This is a genomic window from Novacetimonas cocois (assembly GCF_003311635.1).
GTDB lineage: Bacteria > Pseudomonadota > Alphaproteobacteria > Acetobacterales > Acetobacteraceae > Novacetimonas > Novacetimonas cocois.
In genome coordinates, this window is record NZ_QEXL01000046.1 from 1 (window position 1) to 3305 (window position 3305).

General features: G+C 56.3%; 4 protein-coding genes and 1 pseudogene. 2 read left to right on the forward strand and 3 right to left on the reverse strand.

Going from position 1 to position 3305, the window contains the following annotated elements; genetic code table 11:
* Nucleotides 1-53: 53 nt before the first annotated feature.
* A complete protein-coding gene (locus NJLHNGOC_RS15285; RefSeq protein ID WP_408891018.1) occupies nucleotides 54-194 on the reverse strand; it encodes a transposase in 141 nt (46 codons plus the stop codon).
* 77 nt (nucleotides 195-271) lie between these two features.
* Nucleotides 272-766 (reverse strand): VOC family protein, encoded by a 495-nt coding sequence (locus NJLHNGOC_RS15290; RefSeq protein ID WP_113597096.1) that lies wholly within the window; start codon nucleotides 764-766, stop codon nucleotides 272-274.
* A gap of 69 nt (nucleotides 767-835) precedes the next feature.
* Between NJLHNGOC_RS15290 and NJLHNGOC_RS15295 the strand changes: the two genes are divergently transcribed.
* Nucleotides 836-1555, forward strand: a complete 720-nt coding sequence (locus tag NJLHNGOC_RS15295; protein WP_014106963.1) for a helix-turn-helix transcriptional regulator — start codon at nucleotides 836-838, stop codon at nucleotides 1553-1555.
* 222 nt (nucleotides 1556-1777) lie between these two features.
* Here NJLHNGOC_RS15295 and NJLHNGOC_RS15300 read toward each other — a convergent pair whose 3' ends face one another.
* The gene (locus tag NJLHNGOC_RS15300; protein ID WP_014106962.1) at nucleotides 1778-2692 is read right to left on the reverse strand and encodes a helix-turn-helix domain-containing protein; all 915 of its coding nucleotides are present in this window, start codon (nucleotides 2690-2692) and stop codon (nucleotides 1778-1780) included.
* Nucleotides 2693-2833: 141 nt separating this feature from the next.
* Here NJLHNGOC_RS15300 and NJLHNGOC_RS15305 point away from each other — a divergent pair.
* Nucleotides 2834-3256 (forward strand): annotated as a pseudogene (locus NJLHNGOC_RS15305) (SDR family oxidoreductase); the annotation flags it as partial.
* Between the last annotated feature and the right edge of the window lie 49 nt (nucleotides 3257-3305).

Here is a 3305-nt window from a genome sequence, read left to right on the forward strand (position 1 = left end):
CGCTCCCATACGCCGAGCTTCGCCCAGCGGATGAAAAGCTGCGCAGCCCGCCATCACGGACCCAGTTCAGCGGGGATACTCCGCCATTTCGCGTCATTCTCATGACGCCAGAAAATCGCTGCTATCGTCCGCCGCAGATCATGTGGCGGCGTCTTGCCCCTCGGGCGAACCTCTTCAATCAGAGGTTCCCAGATCGCCCATGTCTCGTCCGTAAAGGTGCCTGTTCTNGTCTCCTTCTTCCATCCCTACAATATGGGAAGAAATTCAAGATCTAACAGGCCCTAGNCCTAGAACCAGGTCGTTCGCCTCCCCCCCCGCTTTCCTGTATGTTGTCTATAGAAATAACAGACCGGTTGGCTACCCGTTGTCGCCGGGTTCCGAAACGGGCGCGGGCGGCTTTGGTTAACGGCGTAAACAGGCTGATGATCGTGCCCTCGGGATCGCGGAACTGGGCCGTGCGGTTGCCCCATGGCAGCAGCTTTGGCTCAATCACAACGTCCACTTTGTTTTTCAGGCGTGCGAATACGGCATCCACGTCATCAACCCTGAATTCCAGAATTGCGGTGCGGTTTGCCCCCGGTTCGGCAGTTCCTTCCCTGAACAGGGCGACCGTCTCGGCGCTACCGATCGCGAGTGTCGCGCCAGGGGTGACGATTTCGGCAAACTGGGGTGCAAGCCATTCGGCAGGCTGTTCGGTCACCAATTCATAAAATGCAACCATGGTGTTGATGTCAGCGGCAATCAGGCGGGTAGAGGCAAACTTCATCGAGCGATTCCTGCATAAGGTTGTGTTCGCCGTCTTTTGGCACAATCATGCTGACAGCATCCTGTCAGCATGATTGCAAAACCCTTGCGTAGTACCGACCGCCTTTTTCAGATTATCCAAATCCTGCGCCGGTCGTCGCGCCCCATCACGGCGCAGGCGCTGGCTGGGGAATTGGAGGTCTCCACGCGCACGATCTACCGCGATATCGCGCATCTGATGGGGCAGCGCGTGCCCGTTTCAGGTGAGGCTGGCGTTGGTTACGTGCTCGGCTCCGGATACGACATGCCGCCGCTTGCGCTGACCCCGGTGGAAATTGAGGCGATTGTTCTGGGCGCGCAGTGGGTGGCAGCCCATGGCGATGAAATGCTTGCATGTACGGCATTGGACGTTCTTGCTAAGATTGCGGCAGTTGTGCCCGAGCGCCTGCAGCCATTTATCATTGCGCCGAGCACTGCGGCGAAGCTGCCTCTTGATGCGTCCAAGGATACGGTGGACGCGGCGGACTTTCGATCTGCAATACGTAAAGAAATGAAATTGCGCCTGCATTATTGCGATCAACGGGGTACGCTAACCGAGCGTACGGTATGGCCAGTGGTTCTTGGCTATTCGGATACCACGCGCGTACTGATCGCTTGGTGCGAACTGCGACAGGACTTCCGTCATTTTCGTACGGACCGGATAACCGCGGTAGAAAAGCTGGATGAGCGGACAGGTGAACCATACCACCGCCTGCTTCGCCGCTGGGAGATATGGCGTGCATCGGAACTGGCTCAGCTCAAGGCCCATTAATTCGTTGAACAGCGCTAGATGTCGTGATCCGCAACGGTTTTTGATGCGAAGATACCAAGAAAGCGTGTGGCCAGCATCCCGCCGAAGAAGAGTCGGAAATCAAGCCTGAAAGTTACGCATTGAGAAAAACAGCGTCTAAAGGCGGCCTTTTAGGTCTGCCTTAACCGCTATCTGGTTAATGAATTTGAAGCAGGGAGGTAGTAGCCGCCTTATCCGTCTCCATCATAGCTTCCTGTAGTCGCGTGGGCTGATGCCGGTTTCCCTGCGAAACATCTGTGCAAAATGGCTCGCACTCTCATAGCCACTGGTCAGGGCGATCTCGATGATGGACCTGTTGGTCTGTGACAGAAGGTCCTTCGCATGTTCCACACGCCGCCGGATAAACCAGCGTGATGGGCTTTGCCCCATGGTGTTGTGAAATGACCGGCTGAAATGAAACCGGCTCATCCCGCATAACCCGGCCAGAAGATCGAGATCGAACGGTTCGGCGAGATGGGCCTCCATATGATCCAGCGCCTTGCGCAGCTTCCACGCTAGCAGTTGTGCAGGTCTGGGTGTGGGCGAAGGCTGTGTCCGGGCATAATGACGCAGAAGATGGACGGTCAGGCTTTCCAGAAGGCCATTTACAAATAGAGAACTGGCCGAATGAGTCGCCTGGATCTCGGCCGCCAGGCCTGTCAGAACGCCAGATATGAATGCGTCCTGACCACCGGAAATGTCGCGCATGGAAAGCCGTGATGGATTAAGCCCCAACGATCGGGCGGCCCGGTTCACCAGAGTAAGCCCCAGATAAAGATGCAGGACTTCAAACGGACGGTCCGGATCAGCCTGCCAGCGCATGAGGTAAGGCGCATCGGTCTGTGTCAGGAAAAATGATCCGGACCCGGCCTCACTTTTCGTCCATTCACCTGTCAGTTCGCGTTCCTCGATCTGCGCTTCTCCCGAGATGATCCAGACCAGCAAGGGTTCGGCCACGGCCGGGACCAGCACTTCATCTTCCTGTTGCGGTCGGCGGAATATCTGTGCCTCGGCCTCTTTCCATGCGTCCCCGTGGCTTTGCGCGATCTTCCGGCCCGGAATGCGGTCATTGAGGGCATAACTGGCGGCATGCAGCGAAGAACGATGCGGGTACGGCATCCGGTTTACCTTTCAGACGTGCCGTGAATTGTCCAGTCCAACTCACAAAAACGCAAAATCACAATGATTTTGGCAAGAGGACGACAGAAACCATTTTCATTGGTCTTTACCTGTTTTCTCGATCTTTTTTAAATGGAATAGGTGGAGATTATCATGAGCATCAGAGGTAAAGTCGCCCTTGTTACCGGCGCCTCCAGCGGGATAGGGGCTGCAACAGCACGCAAACTTGCGACAGAGGGTGCAATAGTCGGTCTGGCAGCACGGCGCAAGGACCGTCTGGACACGCTGGCGGCGGAAATCACCGGGGCAGGGGGTAAAGCCGTTGCCCTTTCGACCGATGTTACGGATCTGACCTCATGCAAGGCTGCGGCAGATGCCCTCATTGCCCAATTTGGCAGGATTGATGTGCTGGTCAACAATGCGGGCCTGATGCCCCTGTCCAACATTGACAGCCTGAAAGTGGACGAATGGCAGCGAATGGTGGACGTAAACGTGTCCGGTGTCCTCAATGCGACGGCGGCAGTTCTTCCACGGATGATTGCACAGCATTCGGGCCAGATCTGGAGGGATCGAAGAACCCCTGATTGATGTGCTTGGCCGGTAATTTCTGGGT

What these genes read in the sequence shown, in the direction of transcription:
- NJLHNGOC_RS15300 (WP_014106962.1), bottom strand. Translation starts at nt 2,692, where the DNA reads ATGCCGTACCCGCATCGTTCTTCGCTGCATGCCGCCAGTTATGCCCTC.
- NJLHNGOC_RS15295 (WP_014106963.1), top strand. Translation starts at nt 836, where the DNA reads ATGATTGCAAAACCCTTGCGTAGTACCGACCGCCTTTTTCAGATTATC.